Source organism: Caulobacter sp. GW821-FHT10A06, from assembly GCF_059415805.1.
In genome coordinates, this window is sequence record NZ_JBWKNY010000005.1 from 315,390 (window position 1) to 337,912 (window position 22,523).

21 protein-coding genes and 3 tRNA genes are annotated in these 22,523 nt (G+C 67.6%); 21 read left to right on the forward strand and 3 right to left on the reverse strand.

What is annotated here, in order from left to right; translation table 11 throughout:
• Positions 1-66: 66 nt before the first annotated feature.
• Both AC07NF_RS16250 and AC07NF_RS16255 read right to left on the reverse strand, forming a co-directional pair.
• Positions 67-3,033 (reverse strand): TonB-dependent receptor, encoded by a 2,967-nt coding sequence (locus AC07NF_RS16250; RefSeq protein WP_494628954.1) that lies wholly within the window; start codon positions 3,031-3,033, stop codon positions 67-69.
• A gap of 208 nt (positions 3,034-3,241) precedes the next feature.
• On the reverse strand, positions 3,242-5,959 hold the full coding sequence (locus AC07NF_RS16255) for a TonB-dependent receptor (RefSeq protein WP_494628953.1): 2,718 nt from the start codon (positions 5,957-5,959) through the stop codon (positions 3,242-3,244).
• Between the two features lie 260 nt (positions 5,960-6,219).
• On the opposite strand from AC07NF_RS16255, the gene AC07NF_RS16260 reads away from it, so the two are divergent.
• Together AC07NF_RS16260 and AC07NF_RS16265 are read left to right on the forward strand one after the other, a co-directional pair.
• Positions 6,220-6,921 carry a dienelactone hydrolase family protein gene (locus tag AC07NF_RS16260; protein ID WP_494628952.1) on the forward strand — a complete coding sequence of 234 codons (702 nt, stop codon included), beginning with the start codon at positions 6,220-6,222 and terminating at the stop codon, positions 6,919-6,921.
• An 8-nt stretch (positions 6,922-6,929) separates the two neighbouring features.
• The gene (locus tag AC07NF_RS16265; protein ID WP_494628951.1) at positions 6,930-7,868 is read left to right on the forward strand and encodes an alpha/beta fold hydrolase; all 939 of its coding nucleotides are present in this window, start codon (positions 6,930-6,932) and stop codon (positions 7,866-7,868) included.
• Positions 7,869-7,929: 61 nt separating this feature from the next.
• Here AC07NF_RS16265 and AC07NF_RS16270 read toward each other — a convergent pair.
• Positions 7,930-8,004, reverse strand: a tRNA-Thr gene (locus tag AC07NF_RS16270).
• 89 nt (positions 8,005-8,093) lie between these two features.
• On the opposite strand from AC07NF_RS16270, the gene AC07NF_RS16275 reads away from it, so the two are divergent.
• From AC07NF_RS16275 to AC07NF_RS16365, 19 genes are all read left to right on the forward strand, one after another.
• Entirely contained in the window at positions 8,094-8,549 is a 456-nt protein-coding gene (locus tag AC07NF_RS16275; protein WP_494629432.1) for a hypothetical protein, read from the forward strand.
• A gap of 111 nt (positions 8,550-8,660) precedes the next feature.
• Positions 8,661-9,950: a UDP-N-acetylglucosamine 1-carboxyvinyltransferase gene (murA, locus tag AC07NF_RS16280; protein ID WP_454717213.1), complete on the forward strand. Its 1,290-nt coding sequence runs from the start codon at positions 8,661-8,663 to the stop codon at positions 9,948-9,950.
• 3 nt (positions 9,951-9,953) lie between these two features.
• On the forward strand, positions 9,954-10,388 hold the full coding sequence (locus AC07NF_RS16285; RefSeq protein WP_494628950.1) for a DUF2948 family protein: 435 nt from the start codon (positions 9,954-9,956) through the stop codon (positions 10,386-10,388).
• 193 nt (positions 10,389-10,581) lie between these two features.
• Positions 10,582-10,776: a hypothetical protein gene (locus AC07NF_RS16290; protein ID WP_295107763.1), complete on the forward strand. Its 195-nt coding sequence runs from the start codon at positions 10,582-10,584 to the stop codon at positions 10,774-10,776.
• 222 nt (positions 10,777-10,998) lie between these two features.
• The gene (locus tag AC07NF_RS16295; protein ID WP_494628949.1) at positions 10,999-12,444 is read left to right on the forward strand and encodes an NCS1 family nucleobase:cation symporter-1; all 1,446 of its coding nucleotides are present in this window, start codon (positions 10,999-11,001) and stop codon (positions 12,442-12,444) included.
• 45 nt (positions 12,445-12,489) lie between these two features.
• Positions 12,490-13,776 (forward strand): histidinol dehydrogenase, encoded by a 1,287-nt coding sequence (hisD, locus tag AC07NF_RS16300; protein WP_494628948.1) that lies wholly within the window; start codon positions 12,490-12,492, stop codon positions 13,774-13,776.
• A gap of 19 nt (positions 13,777-13,795) precedes the next feature.
• Positions 13,796-14,269, forward strand: a complete 474-nt coding sequence (locus AC07NF_RS16305; protein WP_492812591.1) for a UPF0262 family protein — start codon at positions 13,796-13,798, stop codon at positions 14,267-14,269.
• Between the two features lie 4 nt (positions 14,270-14,273).
• On the forward strand, positions 14,274-14,732 hold the full coding sequence (locus tag AC07NF_RS16310) for an arsenate reductase/protein-tyrosine-phosphatase family protein (protein ID WP_494628947.1): 459 nt from the start codon (positions 14,274-14,276) through the stop codon (positions 14,730-14,732).
• A gap of 97 nt (positions 14,733-14,829) precedes the next feature.
• Positions 14,830-15,048, forward strand: a complete 219-nt coding sequence (gene infA / locus AC07NF_RS16315; RefSeq protein WP_035044427.1) for a translation initiation factor IF-1 — start codon at positions 14,830-14,832, stop codon at positions 15,046-15,048.
• Between the two features lie 7 nt (positions 15,049-15,055).
• Complete coding sequence (locus tag AC07NF_RS16320; RefSeq protein WP_494628946.1) at positions 15,056-15,649, forward strand: Maf family protein; 594 nt, start codon at positions 15,056-15,058, stop codon at positions 15,647-15,649.
• Positions 15,646-16,728: a ribonuclease E/G gene (locus AC07NF_RS16325; RefSeq protein WP_494628945.1), complete on the forward strand. Its 1,083-nt coding sequence runs from the start codon at positions 15,646-15,648 to the stop codon at positions 16,726-16,728. The genes AC07NF_RS16320 and AC07NF_RS16325 overlap by 4 nt, the downstream gene beginning before the upstream one ends.
• A complete protein-coding gene (locus AC07NF_RS16330; protein ID WP_494628944.1) occupies positions 16,725-16,910 on the forward strand; it encodes a DNA gyrase inhibitor YacG in 186 nt (61 codons plus the stop codon). Before AC07NF_RS16325 ends, AC07NF_RS16330 begins: the two co-directional genes overlap by 4 nt.
• A gap of 98 nt (positions 16,911-17,008) precedes the next feature.
• Positions 17,009-17,084 (forward strand) — tRNA-Phe (locus AC07NF_RS16335).
• Between the two features lie 581 nt (positions 17,085-17,665).
• Positions 17,666-18,565, forward strand: coding sequence for a MotA/TolQ/ExbB proton channel family protein (locus AC07NF_RS16340; RefSeq protein WP_492812582.1), 900 nt, complete (start codon positions 17,666-17,668; stop codon positions 18,563-18,565).
• A 5-nt stretch (positions 18,566-18,570) separates the two neighbouring features.
• A complete protein-coding gene (locus AC07NF_RS16345) occupies positions 18,571-19,002 on the forward strand; it encodes a biopolymer transporter ExbD (RefSeq protein ID WP_454717203.1) in 432 nt (143 codons plus the stop codon).
• A gap of 13 nt (positions 19,003-19,015) precedes the next feature.
• The gene (locus AC07NF_RS16350) at positions 19,016-19,747 is read left to right on the forward strand and encodes an energy transducer TonB (protein ID WP_454717202.1); all 732 of its coding nucleotides are present in this window, start codon (positions 19,016-19,018) and stop codon (positions 19,745-19,747) included.
• A 203-nt stretch (positions 19,748-19,950) separates the two neighbouring features.
• Positions 19,951-20,027, forward strand: a tRNA-His gene (locus AC07NF_RS16355).
• A 248-nt stretch (positions 20,028-20,275) separates the two neighbouring features.
• Positions 20,276-20,776: a TOL_0243 family YfiR-like periplasmic protein gene (locus AC07NF_RS16360; RefSeq protein ID WP_494628943.1), complete on the forward strand. Its 501-nt coding sequence runs from the start codon at positions 20,276-20,278 to the stop codon at positions 20,774-20,776.
• On the forward strand, positions 20,773-22,500 hold the full coding sequence (locus tag AC07NF_RS16365; protein WP_494628942.1) for an ATP-binding protein: 1,728 nt from the start codon (positions 20,773-20,775) through the stop codon (positions 22,498-22,500). The genes AC07NF_RS16360 and AC07NF_RS16365 overlap by 4 nt, the downstream gene beginning before the upstream one ends.
• Positions 22,501-22,523 lie beyond the last annotated feature (23 nt).

The following is a 22,523-nucleotide window of genomic DNA, read 5'->3' on the forward strand; positions in this document are numbered from 1 at the left end:
CATGTCGGGTAGAGGCGCGGGACGACCGAACGGGGACAGGGAGAAGATGCTTTTCCGCATGCGGCGTCAGAACTCGTAGGTCACGCCGAGCGTGAAGGTGCGGCCGCTGACCGTGCGGGCGGTCAGGCGCTTGTCGGTGAGGTCGGAGAACTGGGTGATCGGCGCGTTGGTCAGGTTCACGCCCTCGACCACGATCCGCAGACCGCCGGCGGTGTTGTAGTGGGCGGCGAAGTCGATGTTGTTGCTGGCCTTGTAGCCCGAGCCGATCGAGCCGCTGCCGCCGGCGCCGTCCAGATAGCCAGAGCGATAGGCCGACGAGACCCGCGCGCCCCAGCGCTTGGTCTCGTAATAGAGCGTGGCGTTCGAGGTCCATTTCGACAGCTGGAACAGGTCCAGCATGATCGAGACGTCGTCGATCAGCACGTTGGAGCGACCGGCGGCGCGGGTGACGTTGCCGACGAAACCCAGGCCGTCGAACGGGGCGGGCAGGAAGTCGAAGTCGCGCTGCACGGCCAGCTCGATCCCTCGGATCGAGGCGCCGTCGCCGTTCACCGGCCGCACGAAGCCGTAGATCGTGTCGGGGCCATTGCCGGGCGACAGGAACTCCAGCGGATAGCCGGTCGAGCCGTAGGTGACCGAGTTGCTGGCCGTGGTGATGAACGAGTCCATCCGCTTGTAGAACAGGCTGACGGCAAAATAGCCCTGGCGGCCCTGATAGACCTCCAGCGCCCCCTCGATGGCGTCGGCCAGGAACGGGCGCAGGTTGGGGTTGCCGGCCGAGATGGTGCCGCCGAACGGCGCGGAGTTGACGTTGCCGGCCGCCCGCAGGTCCGAGAGGCTGGGGCGGCTGATGTTGCGGTTGACCGAGACGCGCGCCACCACCGAGGGGCTGACGTCCAGGGCGAGGTTCAGGGCCGGCAGCACGCCGTCATAGGTGCTGTGCAGCACCGCCGGCTCCAGCTTGGTCCCGGTGTTGACCATCCCCGCCGAGGTCAGGTCGGTGGCGTACCAGCGCAAACCCAGGTCTCCGCGCCAGCTGCGATCGCCCACGAAGCCGCTGGCGCGCGCCAGCAGATAGGCGGCCCAGGTCTTCTCGGTGATCGAATAGTCCGAGCCCGGCATGTCGTCGGCCGCGCTGAGGTCGCGGGGCACATTGAGGCGCGCGAAGGTCGCCTCGATGTCGCCGACGATATAGGGCCGCAGCGACTTCTCGAAGATCAGTTCCTTCACCGCCTGGGGCGCGGGGCCGCCGGTCGGATAGTCGGTGCGGGCGCGCCGCGTATAGCCGTCGTTGCGGAACGCCTTGTACTGGACGCCGCCCTCGATCGTCAGCGTCGGGGCGGCCCGATAGTCGAAGTCGAGCCGGCCGGTGGTGAACTGGTTGACGACCTGGTCCTCGCGGGTGTCGGCGCGCATCAGGCTCCATTGTGCCGGATCAGCCGGGTCGAAGCCGTAGGTGCTGCTGGCCGCCGCGTCGGCGCCGCGCAGGTCGTAGCTGAAGGCCTTGTTGCTGGCCTGCAGGAAGATCTTGTCGAACACCGGCCCCTCGAAGTCGGACTTCGAATAGCCGGCCATGGCGCGCAGGCGCAGGCGGTCGGCGGCCTGCCACTCGCCGCTGAGCGCGCCTTGCAGGAAGACCGTCGAGTCCTCCGAGCGCTTGTGCTCGCTGCGCAGGTCCACGCCGCTGGAATAGTCGGCATAAACCAGGCTGTTGCCGCGGATATCGGCGGCGCGCAGGCGCTGGGTGCCCTTGACGTCGCCGGTCAGCGGGTTGTCGCCGGCGGCGGCCAGCGAGAACTCGTCGCGATCGTTGGAGAGGCGACCGTAAAGCAGGTCGGCGCCCAGCTTCAGCCGGTCGCCCGGCTCGTATTGCAAGGCCAGGGTGACGCCCAGGCGCGCGCGGTGGTCGAACCAGGTCGAATAGGTGGCCGCCACCGGCATGACGACCCGATTGGCACCGGTCCCGTTGATCAGGCGGCTGGCGACGCTGGGATCCAAGCCCGGCCCGATATTGGCCGCGCCGAAGGTGACCGGCGTCCAGCCCCAGTTGCGATAGCCGTACTCGTTGGCGTCGTTCTCGCTGTAGGCCACCGAGACCAGCGCCCCGACATCGCCCCAGCGCTTGGAGGCCAGGGCCGCGAAGCGCGGGCTGACCGCGCCCGTGGCGCTGTTGGTCAGGGCCTTGGCCGAGAAGGCCAGCTTGTCGCCCGCATAGTCGAACGGCTTGGCCGTGCGCAGCTCGACCGTGCCGCCGATGCCGCCCTCGTCCTGGTCGGCGGCGTACGACTTCCAGACCGTGACCTTGTTGAAGAGCTCGCTGGCGAAGATCGAATAGTCGAAGGCGCGTGTGCGGCTGACCGAGCCACGATTGTCCATGCCCGAGGCGGTCGAGGCCGAGACCTCCATGCCGTTCAACTGGGCGCGGGTGAAGTCGGGGCCCAGGCCCCGCAGGGCGATCTGGCGACCCTCGCCGGTGTCGCGCGAGATGGTCATGCCGGGCACGCGCTGCAGGGACTCGGCCAGGTTCAGGTCCGGGAAGGCGGCGATGTCCTCGGCCAGGATCACCTCCTGGTCGCCGGCCACGGCGCGCTTCAGGTCGCGGGCGTGCTGCATGGTCTCGCGAAAGCCGGTGACGACGACGGCGTCGACCTGGGTCGCGGCCTCGGGCGGCGGCGCGTGGCGCGCGGGCGGGGCAGGGGGCGGCGCGCCCAGCGGCGAGGCCTCGCGCAGGACATAGCCGCCGCCGGCCGCCACGGCGCGCAGGTTCTGGCCGTCGATCAGCCGCTCCAGCGCCTGGCCGGGCGTCAGCAGGCCGCGCACGCCCCGGCTGGTGCGATGGCGGATGTCGGCCAGGGTCATGACCGGCACGTCGGCCTGGCGGGAAAAGCTGCTCAGCGCGCGGGACAGGTCGCCGCCCTCGATGGCGAAGCGGCGCGGCGCCTCGGCCCGCGCGGGCGCGACGGCGGTGAAGGCCAGCATCGCGCCGGCCAATACCGAACCCGAACGCGACAGCCAGGCGCGCCGTGCCGCCATCAGGGTCCTCACAACGGCGACCAGCAAAGCTTCCGGCGCCTGGGCGAACCCCTACAAACGGCGCATGTCAGTAATTTGAAGGTTCTGTGGACGGAGTGATTGGACCGCCCGGGCGTGGCCCCAAGGCAACGAAAAGGGGGCAACGCAAAAAAGAAGGCCGCCGTCCGGGAAGGACGGCGGCCCCAAGTTCAGGGGATCGATAGAGGGATTAGAACTCGTAGGTCGCGCCGATCAGGATGGTGCGACCGCTGCTGACATTGACCGTGGTCCGCTGGGCGGCGACGTCGGTCCACTGGATGCTGTGCTCGTTGGAGAGGTTGATGCCTTCAACGGTCAGCTTCAGGCCCGACAGCAGGTTGTAGTGGGCGGCGAAGTCGATGTTGTTCGTCGCCTTGTAGCCGTCGCCGATGTTGCCGTTGCCGCCGGCGCCGGTCAGGTACTTGTCCCGATAGGCGGTCGACAGGCGCATGCCCCACTTGTCGGTCTCGTAGTAGATCGTGGCGTTGGCCGAGTACTTCGACAGCTGGAACAGCGGCAGGGTCACCGACTGGCCGCTGATGATCACCGGCGAGGAGCCGTCGGCATAGGTGCCGTTGGCCACGACGCCCAGGTGGTCGAACGGCGCCGGCAGGAACGTGAAGTCACGCTGGAACGCGACTTCCAGGCCCTGGATGTCGGCGCCGGGGCCGTTCACCGGGCGGCTGACATTGTACAGGATCGAGCCGTCCTGGCCCGGCAGCAGGAACGACAGCGGGAAGCCGGTCTGCGAGTACGGCATGATGCTGGTCTGCGACGTGATGAACGACGTCAACTTCTTGTAGAAGACGCCGACCGTGAACGAGCCGACCTTGCCGTCGTAGAACTCCAGCGAGCCTTCGATCGAGTCCGAGGTGAAGGGCGTCAGGTTCGGGTTGCCGGTGCTGATCGTGCCGCCGAACGGAGCGGTGGTCAGCGAGCCGGCGGCGGCCAGGTCGCCCAGGGCTGGGCGGCTGATGTCGCGGTTGGCGCTGAAACGGACGACCATGCCTTCGTTGACGTCGACGGCCACGTTTAGGGCGGGCAGCCAGCCGTTGTACTTGTGCTTGATCGACACGGGCTGGAGGCTGGTGCCGGTGTTCAGCATGCCGTCCGAGCTGAGCTCGGTCGAATAGTAGCGGACGCCGGCGTTGGCGCGCACGCCCTTGCCCAAGATCTCGGTGTTCAGGTCGTACTGCAGATAGGCCGCCTTGGTCTCCTCGGTCACCGTGTAGTTGGTGCCGGGGGTGGCGAACTTGGCGCCCTGGGCTTCCAGGTCACGCGTCTGGCCGATCAGGGCGTAGACCGGATCGACGTCGCCGACGATGTAGGCGCCCAGCGACTTGAAGGGCACGACCATCTTCAGGTTGTTGGGGATGACGGTGTTGGCCGGGACATTCCGGAACTGCTTGTCGCCCCACTGCGCGCCGAAGTTCTTGAACTTCTTGTATGAGACACCGCCCTTGAAGCTGGAGGTCTCGTTCAGGGCGTAGTCGCCGTCGAACTTGGCGTTGGTGTACTCCGAGGCGATCTTGTTTTCCTGGGTGTCCATCCGCATCAGGTCCCACTTGGCCGGATCGGTCACGCCCGCGCCGTAGGTGTTGACCGGCATGCTGGGACGGTCGTCGAAGCTGAAGGCGTAGTTCTTGGATTCCAGGAACACCTTGTCGAAGACCGGCAGGGCGTAGGTCGACTTCGAGTAGCCGACCAGGCCGGTCAGCAGCAGCTTGTCGGTGGCCTGGTACGAGCCGCTCAGACCCAGCTGGTAGAACTTGGTCTTGTCTTCCTCGCGGTTGAACTCGCTGCGGATATCGACGCCGGTGTAGCTGGCGGCCATCAGGGTGTTACCCTGGATGACGGCGCTCTGCATCACCTGGGTGCCGGTGATGTTGCCGGTCAGGCTGTTGATGCCCGAGGTGGCCAGCGAGAAGTTCTGGCGGCTGTTTTCCAGCTGGCTGTACAGACCGTCGAAGTCGACGTTCAGCTTGTCGCCCTTGTATTGCAGGGCCACGGTCGCGCCCAGGCGCTTGCGGTGATCGAACCAGGTCGAATAGGTGTTGGCCTGCGGGGCGAAGATGGTCGGGGTGGCGGCCGTCAGCTTGGCGGCGTCGGCGGCGCTGACGCCCGGACCGATGTTGGCGGCGTTGCCACGGATGGCGCCCCAGTTGAAGCTGCGATAGCCGAACTCGTTGGAGTCGTTCTCACCATAGGCGATCGAGGCCAGGGCGCCGAAATTGCCCCAGCGGTTCGAGATCAGGCCGACCACGCGCGGGGTGACCTTGTCGTCGGCGTTGCTGTTGCGCTGGGCCTTGGCCGACAGCACGGCCTTGAAGCCGGCATAGTCGAACGGCTTGGCGGTCTGCAGTTGCACGGTGCCGCCGATGCCGCCTTCGTCCTGCTCGGCCGCGTACGACTTCTGCACCGTCACGCGGTTGAACAGTTCCGAGGCGAACAGGCTGAAGTCGAAGGCGCGAGAACGGCTGACGCCGCCACGGTTGTCCATGCCCGAGGCGGTGTTGCCCAGCACTTCCATGCCGTTCAGCTGGGTGCGGGTGAAGTCGGGACCCAGGCCGCGCAGGGTGATCTGACGGCCTTCGCCGCTGTCGCGCGAGATGGTCACGCCGGGGATGCGCTGCAGCGATTCCGCCAGGTTCAGGTCGGGGAAGGCGGCGATGTCTTCGGAGACGATCACGTCGACGGCGCCGACGGCCTTACGCTTCAGGTCGCGGGCGTGCATCAGGCTGTCGCGGAAGCCGGTGACGACGATCGCGTCGATCTCGTCCGCGGCCGGCTCGGCGGCCGGCGCCAGCGCGGGGGCAGCCGCGTCGGCCGCATGGGCTTGCGCCGCGCCCAGCAGGGCGACGGACAGCGCCGTGGTGGTCAGAAGGTTGAACTTGATGGCTTTTTTCATGGCCCCGATCCCTTGCGGTTCTGGTGACGGGACGGGGAGGGTTCCCCGCGATCGTCGGCCGGGGAGAGGGCGCTGGGCCGCCGTCGGGGACAGGTTTAGGCCCGGGTTTTATGTGAAATGTTTGCGACGGACGGCGAGGTCTATCCGTTGGCGGACGATCGCCGAGGCGGGCCGTCGGGCCTAAACTCACTGCGACTTCGTTCAATCGCCGCGCCGACCCGCGTCGCAGTCTGGAGGCTCCCGCAAAGGAGCCCAAGACCATGGACGAAACCCTGACCATCGAGGCCGGCGATGGCCGGTTCACCGCGCTTGTCGTGCGCCCGGACGATCCCGGTCCCGCGCCGGTCATCGTGGTCCTGCAGGAGATCTTCGGCGTCAATGCCGGCATCCGCCAGATCGCGGCCGAGTACGCGGTGCAGGGCTATATCGCCGTCTGCCCTGACCTGTTCTGGCGCTTCGAGCCGGGCCTGTCGCTGTCGGAGCATACCGAGGCCAACTGGAAGAAGGGCTTCGACTATTACGGCCGCTACGACTTCGACCAGGGCGCGGACGACATCCTGCGCACCATCGCCGCCGCCAAGGCGCTGGGCGGCGGCAACGGCAAGGTCGGGCTGACCGGCTACTGCCTGGGCGGCCTGCTGACCTTCCTGGGCGCGGCGCGGGGGCAACCCGACGCGGCGGTCGTCTACTATCCCGGCGGCGCCGGGCGCTATGTCGGCGAGGGCGGCAAGGTCGAGTGTCCGCTGCTGATGCACCTGGCCGGCGAGGACGAATATATCGGCCACGAAGCCCGCCAGACGATCGTCGATGGGCTGAGCGGCAATCCCGAGATCGAGATCCACGTCTATCCGGGCCGCAACCACGCCTTCGCCCGGCCCGGCGGCGATCACTACGACGAGACCGACGCCCTGACCGCCAACGGCCGCACCCAAGCCTTCTTCCGCCAGCACCTGACCGCGTGAGGATCGACATGGCTTTGCAAGGCATCACCACCGGCCGACGCGGTCTGCTGGGCTCGGCCCTGGTCGGCGTGCTCGCCGCCGGGCTCGCTAATCCCGCACGGGCAGCGACCCGCGCTGTAGACGCCCCGACCCAGCACATCGACGTGGGTGGCCGCAAGCTGGCCTACCGCAGTATCGGAACCGGCCAGCCCCTGGTGCTGTGCACCCGCTTCCGGGGAACGATCGACGACTGGGATCCGCTGTTCCTGGACAGCCTGGCCCGGCAGGGCTTCCAGGTCATCACCTTCGACTATTCGGGCCTGGGCTTCTCGACCGGCGAGCCGACCCTCAACCCGTTCGCCTGGGCCAAGGACGCCGGCGACCTGATCGCGGCGCTGAAGCTGAAATCGGTGGTGCTGCTGGGCTGGTCGCTGGGCGGCATCGCGGCCCAGGCGGCACTGTCGATCTTTCCGGACAAGATCAGCCACCTGGTCCTGGTTGGCACCACGCCGCCCGGACCGGTCGCCAAGCTCGCCGAGCCCTTGTTCTATGAGGCTGCCGCGCGCGAGAACGACTTCGAGGACGAGGTGATCCTGTTCTTCGAGCCCAATTCGCCCGCCAGCCGCGCCGCCGCCAAGGCCAGCCACGACCGCATCGCCGCCCGAAAAGGGGAGCGTGCTCCAGCGGTGCCCTACAAGTGGGCCGCGCAGAACCTGGGCGATGCGCCCAAGGCCAATCCGTTCCCGGCGCCGCCGATCCTGGCGATCCTGAAATCGACGACGATCCCGATCCTGCACATCGGCGGCGACCACGACCTGATCTGCCCGGTCGAGAACTGGTACGCCCTGAACGATCAGCTGCCGACCTTGCAACTGCTCACCTATCCCAACGCCGGCCACGGGCCGCAGCACCAGCATCCGGTCTCAAGCGCGGCGCACATCGCCACCTTCGTGAAGGTGCGCGACTAAACGCCTAAATGTTGGAAATCTCTTCGGAATGGTGGGGATCCAAGCTGTGCTTGGATCCCCATGGTGCCACGACAGGGACTCGAACCCTGGACCTCAGCCTTACCAAGGATGCGCTCTACCACTGAGCTACCGCGGCGAAGAGGAGGGGCGTATAGCGAGGAGAATCGCGGATGCAAAGCCCTAAATCGCCTTGACCGCAGAACTTTGTCGCCGCACCCCGTGCGCATGCCGATCAGCGACGACAAGACGACCCGCGAAGCCAAGCTCGCCGAAGCGCTCAGAACCAACCTCCGTAAGCGGAAAGCCGCGGCCCGTGGGAGTTCTGGCGGGGATGCCGACCTTGCGACCGCCGCTGCCGAAGCCGCGCCCAAGCCGTATAACGTCGTTCGAAGCTTGCTGGGGATAACTCACCGCGACGGTAGCCGCGTCGATTTGACGGTCGAGCTGTCGGCGCCGTTTCCGAATCCGGAAGGCGAGGGCTGGGCGGTCGCGGTGCGGCTGGCGGGCGACGGCGGCCAGTTCGACACCGAGCACGGCAAGGCCGCCTTCGGGCGCGACGGCCTCTCGGCGCTGCGCAAGGCGATCGACATGGCCCAGGTCGCCCTGGACATCGCCGGCGCGACCCACGACCTGCGCTGGCCCGACGACGAGCGTCCCTACGACCTGTCGGCCCCGATTTAACAGGGCAATTTCGATGTGGAGCCCTTGCAAGCCCTCTTGCAACGGATAGAACCCGCCCCTCACATGTGGACCGCGCGGCGACCCCCACCTCCGCGCGTTCGAGGGACTTGAATGGATCGCATCGCCATCACCGGCGGCGCGCGGCTGAACGGGTCGATCCCGGTCAGCGGCGCCAAGAACTCTGCCATCAAGCTGATGGCGGCCAGCCTGCTCACGGATGAGCCGCTGCGCCTGACGAATATGCCGCGCCTGGCGGATACGCGCTTCCTGGGCAAGCTGCTGTCGCGCCTGGGCGTCGCGGTTACCGAGAGTGACGGTCCCGACGGCCAGCAGACCCTGTTGCATGCGGCCGAGATCACCAGCGGCTTCGCGCCCTACGACCTGGTCCGCCAGATGCGCGCCTCGTTCAACGTGCTGGGTCCGCTGGTCGCCCGTTCGGGCCAGGCCAAGGTCTCGCTGCCGGGCGGCTGCACCATCGGCGCGCGTCCCGTTGATCTGCACCTGCAGGCGCTGGAAGCCCTGGGCGCCAAGATCGACCTGCACGAAGGCTATGTCTACGCCCAGGCCCCGCGCGGCCTGAAGGGCGCGGAGATCCACTTCCCGATCGTGTCGGTGGGCGCGACTGAGCACGCCATGCTGGCCGCCGTGCTGGCCGACGGCGTCTCGGTGATCCACAACGCTGCCTGCGAGCCGGAACTGGTCGACCTGCAGGAATGCCTCAACGCCATGGGCGCCAAGGTCGAGGGCGCGGGCACGCCGACGGTGACCATCACCGGCGTCGCCCGCCTGCACGGCGCGACCCATGCGGTGATCCCCGACCGGATCGAGATGGGCACCTACGCCGTCGCCGCCGCCATGGCCGGCGGTGAAGTGCGCCTGACCAATGCCCGTCCGGGTCTGATCGACAGCCTGCTCACCAAGCTGGAAGAAGCCGGGGCCGGCGTCGAGCACACCGCCGACGGCTGCATCATCCGCCGCAACGGTTCGCGCCTGAACGCCGTCGACATCGAGACCGCGCCGTTCCCGGGTTTCGCCACCGACCTGCAAGCCCAGTTCATGGCCCTGATGACCACCGCGAACGGCGAGAGCCGCATCCGCGAGACCATCTTCGAAAACCGCTTCATGCACGCCCCCGAGCTGATGCGCCTGGGCGCCGACATCTCGGTCTCGGGCGGCGAGGCCCGCGTGCGCGGTGTCGAGCAGCTGGAAGGCGCCGAGGTGATGGCCACCGACCTGCGCGCTTCGGTCAGCCTGGTGATCGCCGGCCTGGTCGCGCGCGGCGAGACCACGGTCAGCCGCATCTATCACCTGGACCGCGGCTTCGAGCGTCTCGAAGAGAAGCTGGGCGCTTGCGGCGCTCAGGTCCGTCGCATCAAGGGCGACGGCGAGCCGGAGCTCTAGACGATGGCGGACCCCAAGCCCCTGCGCCTGCTGGCTCAAGACGCCGACGACCTGGGCGTGCTGTCGGCCGCCCTTCAGGACGCCGTGGCCAAGATCGGCGACATCCGTTGGGACGCGCAGAGCCGCACCCTGACCATCGCCTGCAACCGCTTCCGCTGGGAAGGGGCCGGCAAGAAGGGCGAGCGCGTGCGTTCGGCCCTGCAGTTCGGCGACGTCTCGGGCGTCCAGGCGCGCAATCTGCGCCGCGACGCCAAGGGCGCGGTGGTCTCGCTGATGTCGATCGGCTTCGAGCCGGCCGAGGAAGCGCCCGCCGGCCTGGTGGTGCTGACCTTCTCGGGCGGCGGCGACATGCGGGTTTCGGTCGACTGTCTGGACGTGGCCTTGGCCGACGTCTCGGATCCTTGGGCCACACCCCGGACACCGGGCCACGCGGACTGATACGCCGCTTGGGAATTAGGCGCCTGCTCAATCCCTGAGCGGCGCCTTTTTTCTGATCTTTCGACGAGCAGGGCCGGCGCCGGGGATTCGTCCCACGCGGTAGTGATCGCTGGGCCAATTCTCCTGAGACGCGAGCGGCGTTAGGTTAACGCCATGCGCCCACCAGAGGCGCGATCGTCTAGGGAGGCCCTCGATGGCCCGGAAGTCGTCCTATGCGGCTGGCGAAGCCCAGCCGGTTTTCTTCCGTTCGTGCGACATCTCCAAGCCTGAGCCGCCCGTGCTGCGGCATGGCGGGCCGTGCTTCGACTGGGGCCGAGCCACGCTGGTCGTGCTGAGCTTCGTGTTCTGCGCGGGCCTGGCGACGCTGGCCTACGCGGCGCTGAGCTAAACAAACCCCGCCTTCCTAGGCCTTGTGCCTAGGACCCATGGATCCGCTTGCTCGGAGTGGAAGGGCGCGCGCCGCGACGTACGGCGTCCCCTCGGGAGGAGTCGAGCCAGCTGACCCATGGGTCCTAGGCACAAGGCCTAGGAAGACATGATTTGTTGATGGGTGAGCGAACGCTGTTCGGCTGATTGCTATCTCGCGCGAACCCGCCCTAAGCTTCGCCGCATGAGCACGCCCGACAGCGACCTGTGGAACGAAGACCTGGCCCCGACCAGCGAGGCGCAGCGCAATTGGCGCTGGCGCCACTTCGCGGCGCTGTGGCTGGGCATGGTCATCTGCGTGCCGGCCTACATGCTGGCCTCGGGCCTGATCGAGCAGGGGATGTCGGCGGGGCAGGCGGTGGCGACCGTGCTGCTGGGCAATCTGGTCGTGCTGGTTCCGATGCTGCTGATCGGCCACGCCGGCGCGCGCTGGGGCGTGCCCTATGCGGTGCTGGCCCGCGCTTCGTTCGGTTGGAAGGGCGCGCGGATCCCGGCCGTGGCGCGGGCCGTCGTCGCCTGCGGCTGGTACGGCATCCAGACCTGGATCGGCGGCGGGGCGCTCTTGACCCTGCTGGGCGTGATCGTCGGCAAGAAGCTGGAGGGCGCGCCGCTGCCGCTGCTGGGCATCGGCCTGGGCCAGCTGCTGGCTTTCTTCGCCTTCTGGGCCATCCAGCTGCTGTTCGTCACCAAGGGCCTGACGGCGGTGCGCAAGCTCGAGACCTGGACCGCGCCGATCAAGATCTTGATCTGCGGCCTGATGGTCTGGTGGGCGGTCAGCAAGGCGGGCGGCCTGGGGCCGATCTTCCACCAACCCTCGGCCTTCGTCGAAGGTGGCGCCAAGGCGGGTCAGTTCTGGAGCGTCTTCGCGCCGGCCCTGACAGCCATGGTCGGGTTCTGGGCGACGCTCGCCTTGAACATCCCCGACTTCACCCGCTTCGCCCGCGCCCAATCCGACCAGATCATCGGTCAGGCCGTGGGCCTGCCGGCGCCGATGGGCCTGCTGGCCCTGGTCAGCGTAGTGACGACCTCGGCCACCGTCATCGTGTTCGGCAAGGCGATCTGGGATCCGGTGCAGCTGGCCGGCGACATCGGCGGCATCGCCGTGGTCGTGGGCCTGCTGATCATCAGTCTGGACACTGTGTGCTGCAACATCGCCGCCAACCTGGTCGGGCCGGCCTATGACTTCTCAGCGCTGTGGCCGTCCAGGATCACCTACCGCATCGGCGGCTGGATCACGGCCGGCATCGGCGTGCTGATCATGCCGTGGAAGCTCTTGGAGACCACCCAGGGCTACATCTTCACCTGGCTGGTCGGTTACGGCGCGCTGCTGGGGCCGATCGCGGGGATCCTGATCGTCGACTACTGGATCGTGCGGAAGGCGCAACTTGTCGTGGACGATCTCTACGCCAAGGACGGGGCCTATGCATACCGCGGCGGCTGGAACGTCGCGGCGATCGTGGCCCTGGTGCTGGGCGTGCTGCCGAACCTGCCGGGCTTCCTGGCGGCGGCCGCGCCGCACCTGTTCGGTGGGGTAGGGGCGTTCTGGACGGGGCTCTACACCTACGCCTGGTTCGTGGGCCTGGCGATCGCGGCGACGGTGTACGGGGTGATGATGCGAAGGCGCCCTTAGGCTTTCTCACTTGCTTGCCGCCGTAAAAGCCGCATTTAAGCGGCCATGCGCCGTTTCTCCTTCACCGCCCCGGATTTCCAGGCCGCCTTCAAGGCCTTTCTCGACGAGCGTCGTGGCTCGCCGGCCGATGTCGACGCCGCCGCCGCGGAAGTGCTGGAAGCGGTGAGGACCCACGGCATCGACGCCGTGCTCGACTACAGCCGCAAGTTCGACAAGGTCGAGCTGACCGCCGAGACGATCCGCGTCACCGCCGACGAGATCGAGCAGGGCTGGGCCGACACCGCCGTCGACGTGCGCGAGGCCATCGCCTTCGCCGCCGCCCGCATCCGCGCCTATCACAGCCGCCAGCGGCCGGCCGACCAGGCCTGGACCGACGAGGCCGGCGTCGAGCTGGGCTGGCGCTGGACGCCGCTGGAGGCCGTGGGCGTCTATGTCCCTGGCGGCCGCGCGGCCTATCCTTCGACCGTGCTGATGAACGCCGTGCCCGCCCAGGTGGCCGGCGTCGACCGCATCGCCATGGTCACCCCGCCCGGCAAGCTGCAGCCCGCCGTGCTGGCCGCCGCCAAGGAAGCCGGCGTCACCGAGATCTGGCGCGTGGGCGGAGCCCAGGCCGTCGCCGCGCTGGCCTATGGCGCTGGCCCGATCCAGCCGGTCGACAAGATCGTTGGCCCCGGCAACGCCTATGTCACCGCCGCCAAGCGCCGGCTGTACGGCGTGGTCGGCATCGACGCCCTGGCCGGCCCGTCCGAGATCGTCGTGGTCGCCGACAACAAGAACAATCCCGACTGGATCGCCGCCGACCTGCTCAGCCAGGCCGAGCACGACCCGGCCGCCCAGTCGATCCTGATCACCGACGACGAGGCCTTCGCCGCCGCCGTCGAGGCCGCCGTGATTGAACGCCTCAAGACCCTGGCCACCGGCGAGGACGCCGCCACCTCGTGGCGCGACCACGGCGCGGTGATCATCGCGCCGCTGGACGAGAGCCCGGCCCTGGTCGACGCCATCGCGCCCGAACACGTCGAGTTCGCCCTCGACAATCCGGAAGCTCTGTCGGACCGCGTGCGTCACGCCGGTGCGATCTTCCTGGGCCGCGTGACGCCGGAAGCCATCGGCGACTATGTGGCCGGCTCCAACCACGTGCTGCCGACCAGCCGCGCGGCGCGCTTCCAGTCGGGTCTGTCGATCTACGACTTCATCAAGCGCACCTCGATCGTGAAATGCGACGCGGCCTCGTTCGGCATCCTGGGACCGCACACCGTGGCCCTGGCCAAGGCCGAGGGTCTGCCGGCTCACGCCCTATCCGCGTCGATCCGGTTGCCTTCCGCCGACTGACACGCCAACGTCAGCGCAGATGAGCAGCGACACCAGCCACAGCATCAAGTCGATCGAGATCGACGAGGACAGCCTCGCGGCGGCCTCGCGCGACCAGGAGCAGGAGCGCCAGGTCGCGATCTTCGACCTCCTGGAGAGCAACTATTTCGAACCGGCCGAGGCGGGCGGCGGGCCGTACGACATCCGCCTGTCGCTGATCGAGAACCGCCTGGCCTTCGACATCAAGGGGCCCGCTTACGAGCGCCGGCACCTGCTGTCGCTGTCGCCGTTTCGGGGCGTGATCAAGGACTACTTCCTGATCTGCGACAGCTACTACTCGGCGATCCGCAACTCGACGCCGCAGCAGATCGAGGCCTTGGACATGGGCCGGCGCGGCCTGCACAACGAGGGCTCGGGCCTGCTGCGCGAGCGGCTGGAGGGTAAGGTCAAGACCGACCTGGACACCGCCCGCCGCCTGTTCACCCTGATCTGCGCGCTGCACTGGCGGGGCTAGGTCGGTGTCGGACCTGCTGCCCGATGCGGTGCTGTTCACCTGCAACTACAACCGCGTGCGCTCGCCGATGGCCGAGGGGCTGTTCAAGCGCTTCTACGGCACGCGGGCCTTCGTCGATTCCTGCGGGCTGAAGCCGGACCCGGCGGGGGAGGGGATCGACCCCTTTGTCGTTGTGGTCATGGACGAGTTGGGCCTGGACGTCTCGGACCACAAACCCAAGACCTTCGCCCAGCTGGAGGACGACAGCTTCGACGTCGTCGTTTCCTTGACCCCCGAGGCCCAGCACCGGGCCGTGGAGCTGTCGCGCGATCGCTCGGTCGAGATCGAGTACTGGCCCACCCACGATCCGACGTTGACGGACGGTTCGCGTGAGGCCCGACTTGAGGCGTACAGGGAGGTTCGTGACACCCTGGCCGAGGCTATCAAGCGACGTTTCGGTGCGCCATCGACGTTTGGGGGGTGAATGCGTTATAGAGGCGCCTCGCCGCGAATGGCCTCGTTCTGACTCGATGTCGGACGAGGGCTCGCGGCTGTTCGATTCGCTCCATTTGAGAGGCCTGATGGCTAAGGAAGAACTGCTCGAGTTTCCCGGTACGGTCAGCGAATTGCTGCCGAACGCCACCTTCCGGGTGACCCTCGAGAACGCACACGAGATCATCGCCCACACCGCCGGCAAGATGCGCAAGAACCGCATCCGCGTGCTGGCTGGCGACAAGGTCCTGGTCGAGATGACCCCGTACGACCTGACCAAGGGCCGTATCACCTACCGCTTCAAGTAGGACGGCGATGGCTTCGACGACGGCCGCCCAGCCGGCGCTGGTGCTGGCCAGCGCGAGCCCGCGCCGCTTCGACCTGCTGGCCCAGGTCGGCGTCACGCCCGACCGGGTCGATCCCGCCGACATCGACGAATCTCCTCTGCGCGACGAGACCCCGCGCCGCCACGCCCTGCGCCTGGCGCAAGAGAAGGCGCGCGCCGTCGCCGCCCGCGCGCCGGGCGACTTCATCCTGGCCGCCGATACGGTGGTGGCCGTCGGCCGGCGCATCCTGCCCAAGGCCGAGACCGAGGCCGACGTCCTTTACTGCCTCAAGCTGCTGTCGGGCCGGAACCACAAGGTCCTGACCGGCGTGGCCCTGATCGCGCCCGATGGCCGAGAGGGCTCGCGCCTGGTCGAGACCAAGGTCGGCTTCAAACGCCTGACCGACGCCGAGCGAGACGGCTACGTCGCCAGCGGCCAGTGGCAGGGCAAGGCGGGCGGCTACGGCGTCCAGGGCCTGGCGGGCGGCTTCATCACCGAGCTGCAGGGCTCCTATCCCAGCGTCGTCGGTTTGCCGCTGTATGAGACGCTGAACCTGCTCTCGGGCCTGGGATATCGGCCGTGAACGCTAAACCTGACCACAAGGCCGCCAAGGCCCCCGTTGAGCGCCGGGCCTACCTCTACAAGGGCGTCGGCGAGACCGTTGGGGTCGTGACCCTGGACGGCCGCCCTGAGCGCCTGTTCGTCTCCTGGCCCTCCGACGATCCGCTGGACGCCGAGGGCGTGCGTGGCGTTGCCCGCATCAAGTCGGTCGAGAAGACCTTCGCCTCGGCCTTCGTGGCCCTGCCAGGCGGCCAGGACGTGCTGCTGCCGATCCGGCCCGACATGCCCAGGCTGGTCGAGGGCGGCGTGGTCGAGATCGAGATCAAGACCGCCTCGCGCCAGGACAAGGCCGCCGTAGCCCGCTTCGTCGCCGAAGGGCAGGGCGAGCCGCGGGTGATCGACACCGCCCCGACCATTGAGGCGCTGCTGCGCCACCATGTGAAGGCCGGGTCGCCCACCACCGGCGAGAAGGCCCTGGCGGCCGTCGAGGAGGCCGAGGCTGACGCCCTGGCCATCGTCTTCGCCCTGCCGGGCGGCGGCGACATCGCCGTGGAGACCACCCGCGCCCTGACCACCGTCGACGTCGACCTGGGCGCGCGGGAAGCGACCGATTCGAAGCGGGCCTCGCGCCAGGCCAACATGGCCGCGCTGAGCGTCGCTTCGCGGGTCCTGCGCCTGAAAGGGCTCGGGGGAATCATCATTTTCGACCTGGTGGGGCGCGGCCATGATGGCCAGGCCCTGACCACGGCCGCTCGAAACCTGTTCGCGCCGGACAATCCGGGCGTGGGAATCGGGGCGATCAGCAAGTTCGGGACGCTGGAAATGATCGTGCCGCGCCGCGCGCCGCCGATTCTCGACCGGCTGCTGACCCGAAACGGGGAGACGAATCCCCGCTACGCGGCGCGCAAGCTGGCGCGCGCCCTTGAGCGGGAGGGCAGGGCGGATCCCGGCGGTCGCCTGACCGCGGCTTGCGCCCCGGCCGTCGCCGAGGCCTTCGCGGCCGAACTGGACGCCGGCGTCGCCGAGCGCCTGGGTCGCCGCTTCATCATCGAATCTCGATCCGACTTCGCGATCGAGCGCATAGAGGTGTCCGCCGCATGAGCACGGGCTGCGCTATTTGCGGCAAGCCGGTTGAAACCGCCTTCCGCCCCTTCTGCTCCAAGCGTTGCGCCGACGTCGACCTGCAGCGCTGGCTGAGCGACCGCTATGTCGTTCCGGGCGGCGAGGACGACGATGAGAATCCCTCAGGGAATCTCTCTTCGGAAGACATCCACAGAGAATGAAAAAGGGCGCTGGACAACCAATCCGGCCTCACCTATAGACCCGGCTCCTCGCTGCACAGCGAGGTCGCCGAAGCGGTTTCGACCGCCGAACGCAAGATGCCTGAGTAGCTCAGTTGGTAGAGCAGCGGATTGAAAATCCGCGTGTCACTGGTTCGAATCCGGTCTCAGGCACCACCTTCCCTTCTTCTTCCGATCTGGAAGCGATCGCTTTGCGGGCGTCCTGAAGCTGGGCCGTTCGCGTTGTCGTTTTTCCGTCATGACGACGGTTGACCGTTCGGTCCGCGGCCCCATCTGCCAAGTCGGCGGGCGCCTTTCTTCATCGACCGATGTTTTGTTGCCTTGCTGCAGTGCAGCATGGTTTTTCTCGTTGCCAGGGAAAAACCGCCCCTTTTTCCAGAAAACCCTTTTGTGCGGCGCGGCAAAGGGCGGGGGTGCGGGCCATCTACGACGATTTTGTGCCCACATGATCCCCTTGACGGTGCGAAAAGGGGTTGCCAAAGGACCACAGCCGCAATTCTAACATTGCGGTAAGACCGGAGCCCGTAACAGGGCGTCGGTTGCCCGCGCTTCGAAACGATCCTTCCGGTGGCCTTGGTCCTCGTGAGGGGCGTAACGGGTCGAGCGCAGCGAAGCGGGTCCGCCGCGGAGAGAGAGAAATCTGACTCCAAGGCGGGCTATTCAGAGTTAGGGTGGACACGCTCTCGCGCGACGACCCTCGGTCCAAACGTGCTAGACCAATCAGGAACTGGCGAAAGATGCTCGACATTAAACGGAAGACCCCCCTCATCGCTCTCGTCGGCGCTGTCGCGCTGATGGCGAGCGCCCCGGCTTTCGCCCAAGACGCCGCGGCTCCGGCCCCCGCGACTTCGGAAGCCGCCGCCCCCGCCGCTCCGGCCGCTGACGCCGCCGCTGCTGCTCCGGCTCCGGAAGCCGCTCCCGCCGAAGAAGGCGGCGAGAAGAAGGGCGGCCACTCGCTGACGCCCGTCGGCATGTTCCTCGCCGCTGGCGCCGTCGTTAAGGTCGTCATGATCGGCCTGCTGCTTGCCTCGGTCTTCTCGTGGGTTCTGCTGCTCACCAAGATTTTCGAGTTCGCTGGCCTGAACAAGCAATCGGACAAGTTCCTGGAAGCCTTCCGCGGCGCTCGCTCGATCGCCGACATCGCGCGCATCAGCTCGTCGGAAGAATTCGAAGGCAACCCGATGGCCGACATGGCCGCCGCCGCCTCGCAGGAAGTCGAACTGTCGCGTCAAGCTGGTCTGGCTGTCGCCGGCGAGCACCGCGACTCGACCATCGCCCGCGCCACCTACGCCATCAGCGCCGTGCAAGCTTCGCTGGTTAAGCGCCTGTCGGGCGGCATGGTGTTCCTGGCCTCGGTCGGTTCGGCTGGTCCGTTCATCGGTCTGTTCGGTACGGTTTACGGCATCATGACGTCGTTCATCGGCATCGCGAACACCAACACGACCAACCTGGCCGTCGTCGCGCCGGGTATCGCTGAAGCTCTGCTGGCTACCGGTATCGGCCTCTTCGCCGCTATCCCGGCCGTTATCTTCTACAACTACTTCCAGACCCGCATCTCGGGTTACGGCACCCGCTCGGAAGGCTTCGTTGCTGAACTGATGAACGCCATCTCGCGTCAGCTCGACAAGGGGGCGTAACACCCATGGCCGCCAAACTCTCAGGCGGTGGGGGCGACAGGTTCAACGTCGAACAGAACAGCGACATCAACGTTACGCCCTTCGTGGACGTTATGCTGGTGCTTCTGATCATCTTCATGGTGGCGGCTCCGCTCGCCTCCGTGTCGATCGAAGTGAACCTGCCCGCGGCGGTGGCGAAAGCAACTCCCAACCCGCCGAAGCCGGTCTACATCTCGATCAAGTCGACGGGGCAGCTCTATATCGGCGATAACGAGACCTCTCTCGACGAGATGGGTCAGGATATCGTCAAAGGTATGGGCCGACGCGACCCGTCTAAGGAGCGCATCTTCATCCGGGCCGACGAAAAGGTTCGCTACGGGGCTTTCATGGAGGTTATGAACACCCTCCAGGATAATGGCTTCTACAGCGTGGCTCTCGTTGGACGGGATGATAGCTAAGTAGGGGTGCTGCATGGCTGAACAACAAACGCCCGAGCATCGCCACTACGATCCGCTCACCTCGGAAGGCCCGCGTCGCAAAAAGGGCATGGGACCGTTCGGTGTCGCCCTTGTCGTGGTCTGCGGCGTTCACGCGCTCCTCTTCGCCTACCTGGCGAAGCAGAAGTTCGAAGCGGTAATGCAGGAGTATTCGGACGACGCCGTGGACGTGGAGCTGCCTCCGCCGCCCCCGCCGCCGCCGCCGCCTCCTCCGCCGCCGCCGCCGACCAACGAGCCGCCGCCGCCTCCGGCCGTCGTGCAGCCGCGTCCCCCGGTGGCTCCGCCGCCGGACGTGACGCCGCCGCCGCCGCTGCCGATCCCGCCCGTTGAAAAGCGGGTCGAGACGACGGCTCCGCCGGTGATCTCCGCCGTGCCGCCGGTTCCTACGAACCCGCCGGCTCGCGCTTCGGTCATCACGCGCCCTGACTGGGCTCGTAAGCCGAGCGGTGACGACATGGCCCGGTACTATCCGGACCGTGCTCAACGGATGGAAGTCTCTGGTCGCGCGACGATCTCGTGCACCGTGACGGCCAAGGGTACCCTGGAGAGCTGCTCTGTAGTCTCCGAGAACCCTGCGGACATGGGCTTCGGCGACGCTGCCCTGCGTCTGTCGCGCCTGTTCCGGATGAAGCCCAAAACCCTCGACGGCGCGCCCGTCGACGGTGGTCAGGTGACCGTCCCGCTGGTGTTCCAAGTCCCGCAATAGGACCTGGATCCAGGCGAAAGCTAAGAAGCGCCCCGGAGTTTCGGCTTCGGGGCGTTTTTCTTTGGAAAAACGCCCAAACAGGAATGCGCGCGTTTTTCTTTGGAAAAACGCCAAACCGGACCACCGCGTTTTCCTGTGAAAATAGCGTGTTTCGACGCTTGATCCGGGAAGCGCGTCCGACTAAAGACACTCCCTCGCGATGCGCCGCCTTAGCTCAGTTGGTTAGAGCGCCGGTTTGTGGAACCGGAGGTCCTCAGTTCAAGCCTGAGAGGCGGTACCATCGTCACCGAAAAGCCCGGGGTTCGCCCCGGGCTTTTTGCATTCTGGTCGCCCCCTTGCATTTTAGTCGCCTGCCCGACCCTTGCCTCCAAAATGTCATCGGTGTGGGATCGAACAGCACTGCTTCGCGTTCAGATTCCCATGGGGGACAGGCGTATGGTTTTGGGTTTCCCGCCCGGCGCCCCTGGACCTAGGTCCGGTTGGCGTAGTTGGTCGTCGTGGGTCCTCACGGCGACGGCTTTCGCCTGCGTGTTCGCCGGCGCCGCCCTGGCGGGCGAACAGGAACCTGGCTACGCGCTGAAGGCCGGCTACCTGGCCAAGTTCACCCCCTTCGTCGATTGGCCCGAGACCGCGTTCGAGGCGCCCGGCAGTCCGTTTCGCCTGTGTGTCGGCGGTCGTGACCCGTTCGGGGGGGCCATCGACCGCGTCGCCGGCGCCCTGCATGTCGGCGACCATCCCGTGATCGTCATTCGTCTGCCGACCGTGGCCAAGGGCATGGGCTGCCATCTGCTGTTCCTCAGCGCCTCGCGCCAGCAGACGCCGCAGCAGATGCTGGCCGTGGTGGCCGGCAAGCCGGTGCTGACCGTGGCCGACGAAGACCTCGAGGCCAGCGGAGCCATGGTCCAGTTCGTGACCGTCGAGAATCGCCTGCGCTTTTCCATCCGCGCCGACGCCGCCCAGGCGGCCGGCCTGACCCTGAGCTCGAAGCTGCTGGCCTTGTCGGCGCCGCCGCGGGATAGCGGCAAATGAAGCTGCCTCGGATGTTCGTTGTCGGCCGCATGGGCTTCAGGCCCGCCTTGACGGTGTCGATGGCCATCGGCCTGGCCGTGGCCATCGTCGCGGCCGCTTTCGGCATGGCCGCCTATAATGAGCATCTGGGTCAGCAGGAGCGCCACCGCGCGGCCGAGGTGCAACTGCGCATCCTGGCCGGCAGCATGGCCGCGCCGCTGGCCTTCGACGACCGCTCGGCGGCGCGCGAATATGTCGGCGCCCAGAGCTCCAACCCCGACATCGAGGCCGTGGCCGCCTACGACATGCAGGGCCAACTGACCGCCAGCTTCACCCGCTCTGGTGCGCCGCCGCCGCCGGCCCGCAACGTCCTGGGTCCGCCACGCCTGGATGGGGCGCGGCTGGTGCTGACCTCGCCGGTGACCGAGGGCGAGACGGTGCTGGGTTCGGTCTATCTGCGCTCAGTGCTGGAATCGCCGTCTCGGCGCGCCATGCGGTATGCGGGCTTTGCCCTGCTGATCGTCATGGCGGCGCTGTTGGTCGCCGTCTTGGGCGCGGCAGGCGCGCGCGAAGGCGAGGCCAATCGCAAGCTGCAGGCCGAGATCCGCGAGCGTGAAAAGGCCGAGGCGGCCCTGCGCCAGTCGCAGAAGATGGAGGCCATGGGTCAGCTGACCGGCGGCGTGGCCCACGACTTCAACAACCTCCTGATGGTCGCCTCCAGCGGCATCGACCTGCTGGACCGCACCACCGACCCCGCACGACGCGAGCGCCTACGCCAGGGCGTACGCCAGGCTATCGACCGCGGCGCCAGCCTCACCCAGCAGCTGCTGGCCTTCTCGCGCCGCACGCCGTTGAAGCCCGAGGTGGTCGATATCGCCACCCGCCTGGCCGGCATGCACGCCCTGCTGGACCGTTCGTTGCGCGAGGACGTCAAGGTCGAGATCAACCTGCCGCCGCACCTGTGGCGCATCGAGGTCGACGCCTCGCAGCTGGAAGTGGCCGTGCTGAACATCGCCATCAACGCCCGCGACGCGATGCCCGACGGCGGCACTATCACCATAGAGGCGCGCAACGAGCCCTCGGGCCGTCCGGATGGGGCAGGGGACATGATCCGCCTGGCCATCCGCGATACCGGCGTCGGCGTTGCCCCCGAGATGCTGACTCGGTTGTTCGAGCCGTTCTTCACCACCAAGGCCGTCGGCAAGGGGACGGGCCTGGGCCTGTCGCAGGTCTATGGCTTCGCCCGCGCCTCGGGCGGCGAGGCGGGGGTGGACAGCAAGCTGGGCGAGGGCACCACGATCTGGCTTCGCATCCCGCGCTCGACCAAGGCCCTGCCCAGCGAACCGGCCGCCATCGCCCCGCGCAAGGCCGGCCCGATCGGCCGCTACCGCATCCTGCTGGTCGAGGACGACGACAGCGTCGCCCAGCTGGTCGAGGAGATGCTGCGCGAGCTGGGCTATGAGGTGGTGCGGGCCGGCGAGGCCATGGGCGCCCTGGATGTGCTGCGTAAGGACGGCGCCTTCGACCTGGTGTTCAGCGACATGGTCATGCCGGGCGATATCGGCGGCCTGGACCTGGCGCGAGACATCTCGCGCCTGCGGCCGAGCTTGCCGGTGATCCTGACCACCGGCTACAGCGCCGCCGCCGCCGCCGCGACCAACGAGGGGCGGCGGGTGCTGATCAAGCCCTACCGCATCGAGGCGCTGGCCACCGAGCTCGACACGGCGCTCCAGCGGGCCAGCTAGGGTGTAGGAACTGGGCCTGCGCC

Excerpts from the sequence above, each read along its gene's own strand:
- AC07NF_RS16250 (WP_494628954.1), bottom strand. The coding sequence starts at position 3,033 with ATGGCGGCACGGCGCGCCTGGCTGTCGCGTTCGGGTTCGGTATTGGCC.
- AC07NF_RS16255 (WP_494628953.1), bottom strand. The coding sequence starts at position 5,959 with ATGAAAAAAGCCATCAAGTTCAACCTTCTGACCACCACGGCGCTGTCC.
- AC07NF_RS16260 (WP_494628952.1), top strand. The coding sequence starts at position 6,220 with ATGGACGAAACCCTGACCATCGAGGCCGGCGATGGCCGGTTCACCGCG.
- AC07NF_RS16265 (WP_494628951.1), top strand. The coding sequence starts at position 6,930 with ATGGCTTTGCAAGGCATCACCACCGGCCGACGCGGTCTGCTGGGCTCG.
- AC07NF_RS16275 (WP_494629432.1), top strand. The coding sequence starts at position 8,094 with ATGCCGATCAGCGACGACAAGACGACCCGCGAAGCCAAGCTCGCCGAA.
- murA (WP_454717213.1), top strand. The coding sequence starts at position 8,661 with ATGGATCGCATCGCCATCACCGGCGGCGCGCGGCTGAACGGGTCGATC.
- AC07NF_RS16285 (WP_494628950.1), top strand. The coding sequence starts at position 9,954 with ATGGCGGACCCCAAGCCCCTGCGCCTGCTGGCTCAAGACGCCGACGAC.
- AC07NF_RS16290 (WP_295107763.1), top strand. The coding sequence starts at position 10,582 with ATGGCCCGGAAGTCGTCCTATGCGGCTGGCGAAGCCCAGCCGGTTTTC.
- AC07NF_RS16295 (WP_494628949.1), top strand. The coding sequence starts at position 10,999 with ATGAGCACGCCCGACAGCGACCTGTGGAACGAAGACCTGGCCCCGACC.
- hisD (WP_494628948.1), top strand. The coding sequence starts at position 12,490 with ATGCGCCGTTTCTCCTTCACCGCCCCGGATTTCCAGGCCGCCTTCAAG.
- AC07NF_RS16305 (WP_492812591.1), top strand. The coding sequence starts at position 13,796 with ATGAGCAGCGACACCAGCCACAGCATCAAGTCGATCGAGATCGACGAG.
- infA (WP_035044427.1), top strand. The coding sequence starts at position 14,830 with ATGGCTAAGGAAGAACTGCTCGAGTTTCCCGGTACGGTCAGCGAATTG.
- AC07NF_RS16320 (WP_494628946.1), top strand. The coding sequence starts at position 15,056 with ATGGCTTCGACGACGGCCGCCCAGCCGGCGCTGGTGCTGGCCAGCGCG.
- AC07NF_RS16330 (WP_494628944.1), top strand. The coding sequence starts at position 16,725 with ATGAGCACGGGCTGCGCTATTTGCGGCAAGCCGGTTGAAACCGCCTTC.
- AC07NF_RS16340 (WP_492812582.1), top strand. The coding sequence starts at position 17,666 with ATGCTCGACATTAAACGGAAGACCCCCCTCATCGCTCTCGTCGGCGCT.
- AC07NF_RS16345 (WP_454717203.1), top strand. The coding sequence starts at position 18,571 with ATGGCCGCCAAACTCTCAGGCGGTGGGGGCGACAGGTTCAACGTCGAA.
- AC07NF_RS16350 (WP_454717202.1), top strand. The coding sequence starts at position 19,016 with ATGGCTGAACAACAAACGCCCGAGCATCGCCACTACGATCCGCTCACC.
- AC07NF_RS16365 (WP_494628942.1), top strand. The coding sequence starts at position 20,773 with ATGAAGCTGCCTCGGATGTTCGTTGTCGGCCGCATGGGCTTCAGGCCC.